12 protein-coding genes are annotated in these 14322 nt (G+C 58.1%); 6 read left to right on the top strand and 6 right to left on the bottom strand.

The features are described from left to right. Positions 1-12: 12 nt before the first annotated feature. The 3 genes from QPL94_RS17010 to QPL94_RS17000 form a co-directional block, all read right to left on the bottom strand. Positions 13-1320 (bottom strand): cyclic di-GMP phosphodiesterase, encoded by a 1308-nt coding sequence (locus QPL94_RS17010; RefSeq protein WP_285359003.1) that lies wholly within the window; start codon positions 1318-1320, stop codon positions 13-15. A 179-nt stretch (positions 1321-1499) separates the two neighbouring features. Continuing rightward, entirely contained in the window at positions 1500-2105 is a 606-nt protein-coding gene (locus tag QPL94_RS17005) for a hypothetical protein (protein WP_285359001.1), read from the bottom strand. 16 nt (positions 2106-2121) lie between these two features. Further along, entirely contained in the window at positions 2122-2394 is a 273-nt protein-coding gene (locus QPL94_RS17000) for a PilZ domain-containing protein (RefSeq protein WP_137434209.1), read from the bottom strand. Between the two features lie 195 nt (positions 2395-2589). On the opposite strand from QPL94_RS17000, the gene QPL94_RS16995 reads away from it, so the two are divergent. Together QPL94_RS16995 and QPL94_RS16990 are read left to right on the top strand one after the other, a co-directional pair. Beyond that, the gene (locus tag QPL94_RS16995; RefSeq protein WP_285358999.1) at positions 2590-3603 is read left to right on the top strand and encodes a Fe(3+) ABC transporter substrate-binding protein; all 1014 of its coding nucleotides are present in this window, start codon (positions 2590-2592) and stop codon (positions 3601-3603) included. Positions 3604-3707: 104 nt separating this feature from the next. Beyond that, complete coding sequence (locus tag QPL94_RS16990; protein ID WP_285358998.1) at positions 3708-5396, top strand: ABC transporter permease; 1689 nt, start codon at positions 3708-3710, stop codon at positions 5394-5396. Positions 5397-5420: 24 nt separating this feature from the next. Here the strand turns inward: QPL94_RS16990 and QPL94_RS16985 are convergent, their stop codons facing one another. Then, positions 5421-5906, bottom strand: a complete 486-nt coding sequence (locus QPL94_RS16985; protein WP_285358996.1) for a thioesterase domain-containing protein — start codon at positions 5904-5906, stop codon at positions 5421-5423. Between the two features lie 67 nt (positions 5907-5973). Beyond that, positions 5974-7641, bottom strand: coding sequence for an AMP-binding protein (locus QPL94_RS16980; protein WP_285358995.1), 1668 nt, complete (start codon positions 7639-7641; stop codon positions 5974-5976). A gap of 307 nt (positions 7642-7948) precedes the next feature. Between QPL94_RS16980 and QPL94_RS16975 the strand changes: the two genes are divergently transcribed. The 3 genes from QPL94_RS16975 (at position 7949) to QPL94_RS16965 (ending at position 10692) form a co-directional block, all read left to right on the top strand. Then, positions 7949-8923, top strand: coding sequence for an ABC transporter substrate-binding protein (locus tag QPL94_RS16975; RefSeq protein WP_137434204.1), 975 nt, complete (start codon positions 7949-7951; stop codon positions 8921-8923). 61 nt (positions 8924-8984) lie between these two features. After that, positions 8985-9887 (top strand): ABC transporter permease, encoded by a 903-nt coding sequence (locus tag QPL94_RS16970; RefSeq protein WP_285358993.1) that lies wholly within the window; start codon positions 8985-8987, stop codon positions 9885-9887. A gap of 10 nt (positions 9888-9897) precedes the next feature. Further along, positions 9898-10692, top strand: coding sequence for an ABC transporter ATP-binding protein (locus QPL94_RS16965; RefSeq protein ID WP_137434202.1), 795 nt, complete (start codon positions 9898-9900; stop codon positions 10690-10692). A 59-nt stretch (positions 10693-10751) separates the two neighbouring features. Here the strand turns inward: QPL94_RS16965 and QPL94_RS16960 are convergent, their stop codons facing one another. Beyond that, positions 10752-11561: a DUF6160 family protein gene (locus tag QPL94_RS16960; protein ID WP_285358992.1), complete on the bottom strand. Its 810-nt coding sequence runs from the start codon at positions 11559-11561 to the stop codon at positions 10752-10754. 596 nt (positions 11562-12157) lie between these two features. Between QPL94_RS16960 and QPL94_RS16955 the strand changes: the two genes are divergently transcribed. Beyond that, positions 12158-14296, top strand: coding sequence for an adenosylcobalamin-dependent ribonucleoside-diphosphate reductase (locus QPL94_RS16955; RefSeq protein WP_285358991.1), 2139 nt, complete (start codon positions 12158-12160; stop codon positions 14294-14296). Positions 14297-14322: the final 26 nt, after the last annotated feature.

The raw sequence follows: 14322 nt of genomic DNA, 5'->3' as shown, positions 1-14322 counted from the left end.
CCGGCGCCCTCCTCAGGCGCCGACAATCCGGGACAGGTTCCAGCGAGACTCTGCCCCGGTCACGTCATAATGTTCCGGATGCAGCCCTTCTGTGCCGTCTGGCAGACACTCGGCAATGGACAGGGCCTCGTAGGCGTTGCGACCCTCGTTATACTTCGCCAGGTCCACAATCCGGGCAGACTTGAGGGGATGGTGGGCACGATCAGTCATCACCATGACCTTCGGCCACAAGCGGCGCTCCGGGGTATGGGAAACCACAATTCCGCGCTGACCATCCGTCAGTTCAACCAGGCTGCCGGTAGGATAGATACCAATGGCCTGAATGAACTGCTCTGCCAGGTCTTCCTGGAACTCGATGTTGCGCATGTCGTACACCAGATTCACCGCACGGGCGGGCGTCATCGGCTCGCCCGCATCGCGGGGGCCGATCAGAGTCTCGAAGTACTCTGCCAGTCCGGCAACCTTGGCCAACAATGGAATTCTGTCGCCCCGGACACCTTCCGGGAAGCCGGAGCCGTTATGGCGCTCGCGATGCCCCTGCACAACACTGACAACAGCCCGGGATACTCCGGTGTCCGCCAGTTTCGCTACCCCTTTGTCCACATAACTGCGGTAAAGGGCGAAATCATCAGCATTCAGTTTGCCCTCATTGCGGAGGATGCGGCCCGGAAGGTCCAGCTTGCCGATCTGCGATAACAGGCAGCCCAGGCCCAGGTGGTTCAGCAGCCCCTCGTTGAGGCCCAACTGACGGCCGCAGACCAGCGCCCAGACGGCGGTATTGAGGGAATGCCGATAGGTGTAATCGTCGTGGTGCCTTGTTCGGCTTAGCCAGAGCAGCGCATCAGGATTGCGAACGGCACTTTCGACCATTCTGCGCGTAACCGCAGCCACTTCCCGCAAGTCGGGCGTGGCTCCTGCCTGAACAGACTCAAAAACCCGGTGAAGAGAAGCTTCGGCATCCATCATGACCTTTCTGGAAACCTTGAGCTCTTTCTTCATGGTGGTGACGTTTTCGTAGCTGACCGGCTCCTTGATACTCAGCGGGGGCAACTGCACTTCTTCGCGCTTGTTTCCCTTACGCTGGGGCTTGCCAGCGTCGAAGCGGCTGCCGGAATGATTCTGCTCGATGCTTTCACGGGCTTCTGCAACGTCTACAACAACCCACTTGCAGTACGAAACCAGCGAACGGATGTCATCCTGGGACCGGATATGGAAGCCCTGGATCGGGAAAGGCGTCTGATGCCACGGGCGATCGAGATCGGACACAAACATGCCGATTTCAAGATCCTGGACAGCTACTTTCTTTTGGCGGACTCCCACGGGACACCTCTGCACGTGTACGAATCGATACTGACCATTGTGACGGTCCCGGAGAAAGAGTCCATTACATTTTTGTAGTGCAAGGTAACCCGAACGCGACAGAGGGTAACGAAAACTATCAACGGGAAACAAAGTGTAGCAATGTGACAACCCTCACAATTAAACACATTGTCAGAAAACTAGTCGTTATCCTCGCAGACAGCATCATCCAGTTCCGGCGGCCGGGCATTGAGCCTTCCCCGCGGAGACTTGCGGCTGTAGATGGTATAGGGCACCGCAGAGGCGCGAATATAGTCGATGTTCTCACTGTCATCACCACTGCCACGGACTGTGCGGGTCGGCTGACAGGACACCAGCAACCCCAGGGATGAGTCGATATCCGTTATCCGTGCATCCGGTTCACCGGGGTTGATTGCCATACAGCGAGTGCCCGGCCCTGCAGGCGTGCCGTTACGGGCCAGGACATCCTCACCCTGAACACCACAGGCGCGAATGCCATTACCGCAATCGGCCCCGCCGGCCTCATCATGGCTGTCATCCACCAGCCGCCACTTGCGGGCACTGCACTGGGTTTCAAGGGTAATCGGCGTGGACTTGTTATCGACGACCCACCAGCCAGGATATTCGGCAGTCTGCCAGGTGAGCTTTACCTGACGAGCCTCCCCCTGTGAGTTTTCGGCCGGGAACACAGCATAGTGGCTGTAATAGGAGGCACAGCCACTCAGAAGCAGCGGTACAACCGCCACGCAAAGGCTCAGGGAACGGGAAAATCCGGGGTATTTCATACTGATAACATCCGTATCACTGGTCTGCGAACTGCAAACCGAATCCATCATTGGTCTTGCGGACCACCACCATATCCAGCACCGGGGCGGGTACTGGCAGGCCCTGTACCTGCACCTGAACCTGGTCGCCAATCGATGGCTCGAACGGCTCGGTATCCACCACCACAAAAACACCGCCGTCGGATATATCTCTGGTCGAGAACACGAATTCACCAAGTTCTTCATGAGTCACGCGGACCTTCGCGCTCATCGCTGTGCGGTTGTGTACTCTGCGATCATTCCCAACCATAGTCTGTGTTCCCACCACTTTTTGCATAGTTTTTATAGTCTTCCGAAGCATAGCACCATTTTTGAAAGAATATGGCATAGGTGTATTGACACTTGGCTGAACAGAAATGAGAATGGTTGCTGTTTTTAAACATTGCTGAATCTCACTACAGTTCAGCAAGTCCCCGCTTACCGGAACCATTAAGGAAGGTACAACATGCGTCTGAAACTTGCCGCTACCGCTATTGCAGCAGCCTGCGCCCTGCCTGTTCAGGCCAGTGCCGACGGAGAGGTCAACATCTACTCCTACCGCCAGGCCTATCTGCTGGAACCTCTTCTGAACGCCTTTGAAGAAGAAACCGGCATTGAAACCAACGTGGTTTTCGCCAAAAAAGGGCTGGCAGAACGCCTGGAACGCGAAGGACGTAACAGCCCGGCTGACCTGGTGATGACCGTGGACATCTCCCGCCTTAACGAGCTGGTCGAGCGGGACCTGGTGCAGGGCGTCGACAACGACACGCTTGAAGAAAACATTCCAGAAAACCTGCGTCACCCGGACGGAAAGTGGTTTGCACTGACCACCCGTGGCCGTCTCATCTTCGCCTCCAAAGAGCGTGTTGAAGAAGGCGAGATCACAACCTACGAAGGCCTGGCCAACGAGAAGTGGAACGATCGCATCTGTACCCGCAGTGGCAAGCACCCTTACAACATTGCCCTGTTCTCATCCATGATCGCCCACCACGGTGAGGAAAAAGCGGAAGAGTGGCTGACAGGCCTGAAAGACAACCTGGCGCGCAAGCCCCAGGGCGGTGACCGCGACCAGATCAAGGCCATCCACGCCGGCGAGTGCGACATCGCCATCGGTAACAGCTACTACTACGGCAACATGCTGAACGACGAAAACCAGCGTGAACAGGCAGAGGCGGTACGCCTGGTATTCCCCAACGCTGACGGCCGTGGCACCCACATCAACATCAGCGGTATCGCACTGACCAACAGTGCCCCCAACCGCGACAACGCTGTTCGCCTGATGGAGTTCCTGTCCACACCGAAGGCCCAGAAGATCTATGCCGAGGCCAACACCGAATACCCGGCCAACCCGGACGTGAAGCCGTCTGGCATTGTCGCCGAATGGGGCGACATCAATCCGGATGACCTGTCCCTGCAGGAAATTGCTGAGCACCGCAATGCAGCGGTGAAGATGGTGGATCGCGTTGATTACGACAACTGATTGAACGCTCTACCCCAAAAAAGCCGGGACGTTGGTCCCGGCTTTTTTGTACAATCGCGGCCCTGAACTTTTCATGAACCCCGACATGAACCCCAAGGGAACCTATGACCGAGGCCATTACTGCTGACCAGACCGGAGCAGACAATCCCCTGCTGGCCAGGCGGACCTCGAAACGCTGGCTGATTACGGCAGCGCTCACCACGGCAATCGTGGTGCTTCCGGTTCTGTCAGTGATTATCCTCGCCCTGTTTCCCGAAGAAAACATCTGGCCTCACCTGCTGGATACCACCCTGCCCCGCTACCTGAGCACCACCCTCCAGCTCATGGCCGGCGTTGCCGTGATTACCCTGACCATCGGCCTTGCCACCGCCTGGGCGGTCACCATGTGCGAGTTCCCCGGGCGCAGGTTCTTCGAGTGGGCCATGCTGCTGCCCTTTGCAGTACCGGCTTACGTTATCGCTTATGTTTACACCAGCCTGCTGGATTACGCCGGGCCGGTTCAGACCACATTGCGGGAATGGTTTGGCTGGCGTAACGCCACCGATTACTGGTTCCCGGAAATACGCAGCCTGGAAGGCGCCACGCTGATGATCGGCCTGGTGCTGTACCCCTACGTGTACCTGCTGGCACGGGCGGCATTTCTCGAGCAGTCGCCTTCACTGTTTGCTGTCAGCCGCAGCCTCGGCCACTCGGCACTGAGCACCTTTTTCAGAGTGGTACTGCCCATCGCACGCCCGGCCGTTGCCGTAGGCCTGTCGCTGGTACTGATGGAAACACTGAACGATTTCGGTACCGTCGATTTCTTCGCCGTCCAGACCCTCACCGCCGGCCTGTTCGACACCTGGATGAACCTGGGCAACCTGGGTGGTGCGGCACAGATTGCCACCACCATGCTGGCCTTCGTGGTCATCCTGGTCACCCTTGAACGATACTCCCGCCGCAAGCAGCAACAGTTTGCAGCGCGGGACAACCGCGACCCCATTCGCCGCTTCACCATGTCGTTTCCGCGCCAGCTGATCTGCGTTGCAGTCTGCGCCCTGCCGGTCATCTTCGGCTTTCTGTTGCCGGCCATCACCCTTGGCCAGTACGCCTGGGAGTACTTCGATGAAAGCTGGAACCCGGACTTCATTCGCAACACCCTGAACAGCCTGTTCCTGTCCGGCACCGCCGCGCTGACCACGCTGATTATCGGCGTTACCCTCGCCTACAGCCGCCGCCTTCACAATACCCGTGGCATGCAGATTATGATGCGGCTCTCCAGCCTGGGTTATGCCATGCCTGGCGCGGTACTGGCGGTGGGCGTGATCGTGCCCCTGGCGGCGTTTGATAACCAGGTCGACAGCGTTATGAGGGAGACCTTTGGCGTCAGCAGCGGGCTGCTGCTCAGTGGTTCCGCCTTTGCCCTGGTGTTTGCCTACACCGTGCGTTTCCTGGCGGTATCCGCAGGCAGTGTGGAAAGCGCCCTGCAGAAAATCACCCCCAGCATGGACATGGCGTCCAGGTCACTGGGGCACACCCCCGGGCAAACCCTGGTAAAGGTGCATCTCCCAATGCTCAGGGGCACCCTGATTACCGCGGCTCTGGTGGTGTTTGTGGATGTCATGAAGGAGCTGCCGGCGACGTTGATTCTGCGGCCGTTCAACTTTGAGACCCTGGCCACCTACGTGTACCAGTTCGCGTCGGACGAACAACTGGCGCACAGCGCCCTGCCGGCGCTGATTATTGTGCTGGCCGGTATCGTACCGATTATTCTGATGAGCAAGTCCATCTCCGGCACCCGCAGCATCAGCTGATGCCGTAAGTCAGGCTGCCCCTTACTAGATGACCGCCCTGGAATGGGCGCCCTGCACTACAAATCGGCCCTGGAACACGGCTACCGGCTCGCTGACGGGCTCTCTTGAGGGTTCGCCACAATAGACTTCCGCAATCAGAGACAACCGCCCCTTGCCGTGTCGTGCCAGGCTCTTGCGGAATCGGTCGGGAATTTCGCCGCCGGGGAGGCGGCAGAGGGCATAGAAGTCACCGTCAACCGGTTCGATGTGCTCGATTTCGCCAACCTGTATCACCACATTGCCGGCCAATCCCAGGTCAGCCAAAACAAGCTCAACCAGGCCCCAGGCTGAAATCACCGCGACCGAATAGACGCTGCCGCCAAATCCGGTCCCCTGGTGATTATGATTGGGTTCCAGGGGAGCACGGACCAGCAAGGCGTGGCCGTCATAGGAAAGCAATTCCACACCCAGGGCTTCCGAGAGCGGAATCATGCTGTGAATGCGTTTCTGAAACCGGGCTAGCTGAGTCATATTCCCTCCTGAATATGACCTCATTTTATGCCCGTTTCAACGCTTTCCCTATGCGACTTACGTCGGTTTACTGCCAGATGACCGGCTGGCGCTTGGCGTACCAGCTATCGACCTTTTCGCCGTAGGCATCCTCAACCACATTACGCTTGAGCTTCAGCGTCGGCGTCAGGAAGCTGTTCTCGATGGACCACTCGTCACTGACCACCGTAATAAACGCCAGCTGCTCGTGGGGGTCCACCGTCTTGTTCACATCGGTGATCAGCTTCTTGAAGCTTTCCTCGATTTCCCGACGGAACGCCTCGTCAGCCATCTTCGGCCGAATTTCCTCGCCCAGCATCACCAGCGCGTGGGGCTGGGTCTGGTTGGCACCGGAAACACACACCATCTCGATAGCTTCGTGGGACATCAGGCGGTTCTCGATCGGCGCCGGGGCGATGTACTTGCCCTTGCTGGTCTTGAAGATTTCCTTGATGCGGCCGGTGATTTTCAGGCGGCCCATCTCGTCCAGTTCGCCTTTGTCACCGGTTTTCAGGAAGCCATCCTCGGTAAACGCTTCACGGGTTTTTTCTTCATCCTTGTAATAACCCATCATGGTCGCCGGGCTCTTGACCAGAATCTCGCCTTCATCGCTGATCTTCACCTCCACCCCGGGCAGAGCCTCACCCACATAACCGGTGCGCGAACGGCCCGGCTTGTTCATGTGGGAATAGGCAAAGTTCTCGGACATGCCGTAGCCTTCCAGCAACTCCAGGCCCAGGTTGCGGTACCAGTCCAGCACATCATGGGACAACGGCGCGGAACCACTGCCCGCCAGCTTGACCTTGCTCAGGCCAAGGCCCTTGAGCACCTTCTTCTTGATCAGCCTGTTCAGCAGGGGCACCTTCAGCAGCTTGTCCAGCTTTTCCTTGGGCAGCTTCTGCAGCACCCCATGCTGGAACTTCACCCACAGACGCGGAACCGAGAGGAACAGCGTGGGCTGTGCCCGCTGCAGGTCCTGCACAAAGGTATCGAGAGACTCGGCGAAGTAGAGCTGGAACCCGGCATACAGGGAAGCCAGTTCCACAAAGGTACGCTCAAAGACGTGAGCGAGCGGCAGATAGGAAAGCATGCGCTCGTCAGAACCAACCTTCAGCACTTCCATGCCGCCTTCGGCAGCAAAGGCCATGTTGCCGAAACTCAGCATGACACCCTTCGGGCGCCCCGTGCTGCCTGAGGTGTACACAATGGTGGCCAGCTCATCGGCATCACGGTGGGTGTTCTCTTCCAGCGGCGGGAACTTGCCTACAATGTCGTCCCAGGTTTCAAAATCATTGGGCGGGCTCAGCGGATAAGACACGCAACGTACGCTCTCCGGCACGCCGGACTTCATCATGTCCCAGTCGTCCAGCTTGCCGACGAACAGAACCTCACATTCACTGTGATTGAGAATGTAGTTCACGGTATCCGCGTTCAGCGTGGGATACAGCGGTACGGAAATATGGCCCGCCATCCAGATGGCCCAGTCCGACATAATCCACTGGGCACAGTTCTTGGAGATAATCCCTACCCGACTCTTCTCCGGCAGGTTCAGGGATTTGAGGTACGACGCCATACGGCGGGCTTCGTCCACGGCGCGTTTCCAGGTGTATTCAACAACTTTGCCGTCGCCGATCGGCTGCGTCATGTAAAGGGTGTCCGCCTTGGCGGTTTCCCAGTGATAGAGCATATCCAGGGGGAGCTTGTTAGTGGTGTCCATGAACCTTCCTTGCAGTGTGTTATTCGAATTATCGGGTTATTTTTGTAAGGGATTTTGCGTATTCGACTTTAGTAGCCTATTTCAACACAACATTACCCGTCAAAACGTGATGTAAATAAAACTATTCCCCATCACACCTATTCTAACGTCAGGTTATCCCCCTGAAATTGACCAATAAGGTACCTTCCCTTACCCCGCAAGCCAATAGCCTGTGATAAACTCCCGCCGCGTTATTAAACGGGCGTTCGACACTCGGAGAACACTCAGGTCGCGCCGCACATTTTGAACTGACTCGGGAGACCGGCTTATGGCCAACAGAATTCTGCGCACGCTGCTGGGCACTGCCCTGCTGGCACTGGCTACTATGGCCCAGGCGGATGACCAACGTGTGGTTGCCATCACCCAGATTGTGGAGCACCCGGCGCTGGACGCGGTGTACCAGGGAGTCAGGGACGAACTGGAAGAGAAGGGATACAAAGACGGCGACAACCTGCGCATCATGCACGAAAGCGCCCAGGGCAACTCCGCGATCGCCTCACAGATCGCCCGCAAGTTTGTAGGGGAAGGCCCCGACGTAATCGTTGCCATCGCCACCCCATCCGCGCAGACCATGGCCGCTGCTGCCCGCAAGACCCCGGTGGTGTTCTCGGCAGTCACCGACCCCGTAGGCGCGAAACTGGTCAAAAGCCTGAAGGCCCCCGGCGCCAACATTACCGGCGTAACCGACATGCTGCCTATTGAAAGCCATCTGGACCTGCTCGAACGGGTGGTTCCCGATGCCAAGCGCATCGGCACTGTCTACAACCCCGGTGAAGCCAACGCCGTAGCGCTGGTGGAGCTGCTGGAAGAACGCCTGGCCGCCCGCGGCATGGAACTGGTGAAAGCTGCTGCTACCAAGACCTCCGAAGTACTTGGTGCCGCCCGCTCCCTGGTCGGCAAGGCAGACGCCATCTACCTGACCACCGACAACACCGTGATCAGCGCCGTAGAGGCGGTGATTTCAGTAGGCGAGCGCGCCAGCATCCCGGTATTCGCTGCAGACACGGCGACCGTTGGCCGCGGTGCCGTTGCCGCACTCGGGTTCGACTACTACGACCACGGCCGCCAGACCGGCGCCATGGTTGCCCGCATCCTGGAAGGCGCCAACCCCGGCGACATGGACGTGGAGTCGGTCGACACCCTGGAACTGTTCGTGAATCCGGCTGCTGCAGAACGTATGGGCATCACCCTGTCCGACGACCTGATCAGTGACGCGAAAGAAGTCGTAAACAGCGACCAATAACACACTGTTCACGGGCGGCCTCACAAGGGCTGCCCGTTTTCATTTACGGTGAACCTTCCCCATGCTTAGCAATATTGCGTTCTACGGCGCCATAGAAACCGGCCTTATCTACGGCCTGGTCGCCTTCGGTATCTACATCTCCTTCCGCGTGCTCGATTTCCCGGACCTGACAGTGGACGGCAGCTTCCCCCTGGGCGCTGCTGTTGCTGCAGTCCTTATCATCGAGGGCGTGAACCCCTGGCTGGCCACCGGCGCTGCGGTGATTGCCGGCATGGGCGCCGGTGCCGTGACGGCACTGCTCAACGTCAAGCTCAACATCCTCAACCTGTTGGCCTCTATCCTCACCATGATTGCGCTCTATTCGGTGAACCTGCGGATTATGGGCCGGCCCAACATTGCCCTGCTGACCGAAGAAACCGTACTCACCCCCTGGTACAACCTGGACCTGGAATACCACCAGGTACCTGTGCTGCTGTTTACCCTGGTGGTTCTGGTGGGCCTGGTATTACTGTGGCGCTTCATGAAATCCGAAACCGGCCTGGCCATGCGCGCCACCGGCGCCAACCCGAGAATGGCCCGGGCCCAGGGCATCGCCACCGGCGCCATGATCGTGCTGGGTGTGGCCCTGTCCAACGGCCTGGTGGGCCTGGCAGGCGCTCTGTTCGCCCAGAGCCAGGGCGCGGCAGACGTCACCATGGGCGTGGGGGTGATCGTGATTGGCCTGGCCTCGCTGATTGGTGGTGAAGCCGTACTGACACCCTCCAGCGTTGTCCGGGCCCTGATCGCCTGCGTGATCGGCGCCATCATTTACCGGCTGGCCATTGCCCTGGCACTGAACGCGGACTTCCTGGGCCTGCAGGCCCAGGACCTGAACCTCATTACCGCGGTACTGGTCACTCTGGCCATTGTGTTACCCGGTATCCGCACGTCCGTTGCCGCGCGGTTTACCCGCAACAAGGCCTGAAGGGGGACTCATGATTACAGCAACCGACCTGAAACTGACCTTCGGCAAGGGAACGCCCCTGGAAAACCCCGCCCTGCGCGGCATGAGCCTGACCGTTCACCAGGGCGAGTTTGTCACCGTTATCGGCAGCAATGGCGCCGGTAAGTCCACCTTTCTCAACGCCCTCGCCGGCGAAGTGATGGTCGACAGCGGCAAGATCATCGTCGACAACCAGGACGTCACCAAGCTGCCTACCTATAAAAGGGCGGGCAGTGTGGCGCGAGTCTTCCAGGACCCCCTCGCAGGCACCTGCGAAGGCCTGACCATCGAAGAAAACCTGTCACTGGCCATCAAACGTGGCCAACGGCGCGGGTTGAGTGCCGCGGTCAAAGCCCGCTACCTGGACCAGTTCAAAACCAGCCTGGCCTCACTCAACCTGGGTCTGGAAAACCGCCTGGGCGACAAGATGGGCCTGCTCTCCGGCGGCCAGCGCCAGGCCGTAAGCCTGCTGATGGCCAGCCTGACACCCTCCGCCATCCTGCTGCTGGACGAACACACCGCCGCGCTGGACCCGAAAACCGCGGCCTTCGTGCTGGCACTGACCACCCAGATCATCAAGGAGCAGAAGCTCACCGCCCTGATGGTCACCCACAGCATGAAACAGGCGCTGGAAGTCGGCGACCGCACGGTGATGCTGCATCAGGGCCAGGTGGTGTTCGATATTGCCGGCAAGGACCGGGAAGGCCTGGAAGTGAAGGACCTGCTGGAGCTGTTCGAGAAACAGCGCGGGCTGGAAATTACCGACGACAGCCTGCTGCTGGGCTGATCCCGCAACCTGTCACAGGATCTGCGGGGCATACCATCTGCCCCGCAGACAACTGGGCATTAGTGGCCGTATATCCGCATCTGGGTATTAGTGATCGCCAGGTCATCAATGAAGATCTGGCCAATCGAAGCCTGCCCCACAATCACCTCCTGCATGCCGATATCCGCAGCAAAGCTGGGCATATCGATCGCCAGGGACGACCCGCCGTCTGCACTCATCCCGTGGTAGACATAAAGATCCACCTCGGCAAACAGGTCCAGCACGCTGGGGAAAGTTTTGTCGTAATCCGCACCCGTCAGCGACAGCCCACGGACGCCAATCGCCGCAAAGGGCACATCGAAGTCCATCACCTCAATGGCGAACGCCGAGCGTACCCGCATAACGTCGGTGTCTGTGTCGACATGAATCGAGCCACGGCCCAGAACGCCTTCAATGAACAGGTTGTCCATCAGGGCGGTGTTCTGGCCACTCTGGCCCCACAACTCCCAGGCACCAGAGGTGATGCGGAAATCGACAGCATTAAAGTATTGTGGCTGGATATTGATCGCGGCATCACCGTCGGCAAGAACATCGATGTCGATGCGGATATTATCCAGCAGGTCGTTGGCATCCGGGCCACCCAGGCCATTGAAGCCAAAGAAGTCAGTGCGCTCGGCACCGCCAATACTGATATCACTGACAGTCAGCGACCCCTCATCGGTATAGATAAAGCGGTCAATATTGATTTTGGTTTCCAGTTCAATGGACACACCGGATTGACCGGTGATATTGCCCATCGTGCTGTCATCCAGCATGACTATGTCTGCCATTGCGGCAGCAGGCAACCCTGCGATGCCCAGCGCAAGCAGTGTTCGTTTCAGGCCTTTCATTATTATGTTCCTTTTTTAGTAGTTGTCCTTCCTGTGGGCCACTACCACAGTCGACTCCACATCACTACTTTAACGACAGGTATAAAACGGGTACGTGCACCGGTCACATTTAACTGACTTCATGAACTTTTTTTCAGGTTTTTCCTGCACAGTTTTTAACCACAACATCTAGTGGTTTCTGGCAAGACCCTTCAATATCGCGTTTTGACAGGCCTTTCCCGATTTTCAAGCATTCCTTCATTGATTTTCTTACGCTATCAGCCACGTTCTATAGTTGTCTTCTTATTCACAGAACACTATATCCTGTTATACTCGGTCCATATTCACCCATATATAGGGTTTCTCTCGAGTACCGCTCACAGGAGAACCGTAAGCGGAGAGGCCACGGAAACCGGGTGACCCTCTTTCCTGAAACCCCGCTATTACGCCCTTTCCGGTGCGGATAGCGGGCAAGAAAAACACCAGATCTAGTGTTTGAACGGATCTGAAGCACAACAGCCTTCCAGGCTGCGCACATTTTCGCGACACACATGGGGTATGGCCGGCTGCGGCTCGCAGCGGCCATCGAAAGACATAACGGACATTCGAGGGCAGTAATGAACGCTAAAGCACAGGCAGTGATAACAAAAATTCCAATGCAGGAAGCTTCGCTGGACATCTGGAACAGCAAGTACCAACTCAAAACCAAGACCGGTGAGCCGGTCGACAAGGACATCGATGCAACCTATACCCGTGTTGCTACCGCCCTCGCCCAGGTAGAAAACAAGGCCGACCGCGCCAAGCACATGAAGGATTTTGCCTGGGCCCTTCGCCACGGTGCCATCCCGGCTGGCCGCATTACCTCCAACGCCGGCGCAGAGGCCCACAAACCGGCCACCTCCACCATTAACTGCACCGTGTCCGGCTCCGTTCAGGATTCCATGAACGACATCCTGGAGAAAAACCACGAAGCGGGCCTGACCCTGAAAGCAGGCTGCGGCATCGGTTACGAGTTCTCTACCCTGCGCCCGAAGGGTGCCTACGTCGCCGGCGCCGGTGCCACCACATCCGGCCCGCTGTCGTTCATGGATATCTTCGACCGCATGTGTTTCACCGTGTCTTCCGCCGGTGGCCGCCGTGGTGCCCAGATGGCCACGTTCGACGTGCACCACCCGGACGTGATCGACTTCATCCAGGCCAAGCGTGAAGACGGCCGCCTGCGCCAGTTCAACCTGTCGCTGCTGATCACCGAAGACTTCATCGAAGCCGTGCGCAATAACGACGACTGGCACCTGTCTTTCCCCGTTACCGAGAAAGAAGCCGCCGACGAAGGCCTGGACCTGAACGACCCCAGCCAGTTTGTATACCGCGACTTCCCGATCCAGAAAGGCTACGTGGTCAACGACGAAGGCAAGGTGGCGTGCAAGATCTACCGCACCCTGAAAGCCCAGTTTATCTGGGACACCATCATGACCAGCACCTACGACTACGCCGAGCCAGGGTTCATCCTGATCGACAAGGTCAACCAGATGAACAACAACTGGTTCTGCGAAGACATCCGCGCCACCAACCCTTGCGGCGAGCAACCCCTGCCCCCGTACGGCAGCTGCCTGCTGGGCTCCGTGAACCTGACCATGTTCGTGGACTACCCGTTCACCGACAAGGCCAGCTTCAACTACGAGAAGTACCGCAAGGTCGTGGCCATCTTCACCCGCATGCTGGACAACGTGGTGGAAATCAACGGCCTGCCGCTGGAAGAACAGCGTCACGAAATCACCTACAAGCGCCGCCACGGCATGGGCATCCTCGGCCTGGGTTCCACCCTCGCCATGCTGCGTATGCCTTACGGTTCTGCCGAATCCGTACAGTTCACTGAAGACGTTGTACGCGAGATGGCCGTAGAAGGCTGGCGCCAGTCCCTGGCCCTGGCCGAAGAGAAAGGCCCGGCGCCGATCATGGACGACGAGTTTGAAGTAACACCGAAGATGCTGACCAAGTGCCCGCAGCTGTCCAAAGACGGCTACAAACTGGGCGACAAGCTCAAGGGCAAGGTGCTGCACGCCAAATACAGCCGCTACATGCAGCAGATTGCCGGTGTAGAGCCGGAGCTGATTGAACAGCTGGCCGAGAAAGGTGGCCGCTTCACGCACCACACATCCATCGCGCCCACCGGCACCATCAGCCTGTCACTGGCCAACAATGCCAGTAATGGCATCGAGCCGAGCTTCTCGCACCACTACGCGCGCAACATCATCCGCGAAGGGCGCAAGACCAAGGAAAAAGTCGACGTTTTCTCCTTCGAGCTGCTGGCCTACCGCCACCTGGTCAACCCCGGTGCCATGCCCTTCTCCGAAGAAGAAGACAAGCGCCTGCCCGAGTACTTCACCACGTCTGAAGACGTGACACCGGCGCAGCACGTGGACATCCAGGCCGCGGCACAGCTTTGGGTGGACTCGTCCATCTCCAAGACCGCCAACGTGCCGCAGGACTTTGCGTACCCGGACTTCAAAGACATCTACATGTACGCCTACGACAAGGGCCTGAAGGGTTGCACCACCTTCCGCTTCAACCCGGAAGCCTTCCAGGGCGTACTCGTCCAGGAGAAGGACCTGGAAAACACCCTGTACGAGTTCACCCTGGACGATGGCAGCAAAGTGACCCTCAAGGGCAACGAGCAAGTGGAATACGACGGCGAAATCCACAACGCCGCCAACCTCTTCGATGCGCTTAAAGAAGGCACCTACGGCAAATATTGATCCGGTAAAACCGACACAGGACACAA

Source organism: Marinobacter sp. SS13-12 (genome assembly GCF_030227115.1).
In the GTDB taxonomy this organism is placed as follows: Bacteria; Pseudomonadota; Gammaproteobacteria; order Pseudomonadales; family Oleiphilaceae; genus Marinobacter.
This window is presented reverse-complemented; position numbering and strand designations above follow the sequence as displayed.